This window comes from Pseudoalteromonas sp. MMG007 (assembly GCF_018100985.1).
Taxonomy (GTDB): domain Bacteria; phylum Pseudomonadota; class Gammaproteobacteria; order Enterobacterales; family Alteromonadaceae; genus Pseudoalteromonas.
This window is the reverse complement of sequence record NZ_JAGJEI010000063.1, coordinates 1-331: the sequence shown is the minus strand read 5'-3', so window position 1 is coordinate 331 and position 331 is coordinate 1. Positions and strand designations below refer to the sequence as shown.

General features: G+C 50.5%; 1 protein-coding gene. It reads right to left on the bottom strand.

Going from position 1 to position 331, the window contains the following annotated elements:
- A partial coding sequence (locus J8L71_RS18440; RefSeq protein ID WP_211001815.1) for a hypothetical protein occupies positions 1-331 on the bottom strand: 331 nt, incomplete at both ends.

Below are 331 nucleotides of genomic sequence, written 5' to 3'. Positions count from 1 at the left end.
CACAACATCATCACGACCACTACAGGCCGCCACAACCAGTGCCCACGCCGCATGGAACAACGTAGCTGGACTAATTTTTCGTTCTTTTGACAAAGTACGGACGACCTTTGATAAGCCGGGCTCCAGCACTCCTTTGTCTGCTTCTATTCGGCTGCCGTCACCATGGATGTCTTTTAAGCCAAAGGGCAATGTAGGTTCATTTACATCTCCTAACAGCTCCGAAAAGAACCCTTTAGCATCTAGCGTTGCAGCCTGATGCAACGTATGGGCAACAAACTCTCGGTACGGTATCGGCGCTGGCAAACTCGTTTCGCCGTCAGATAACAACGTC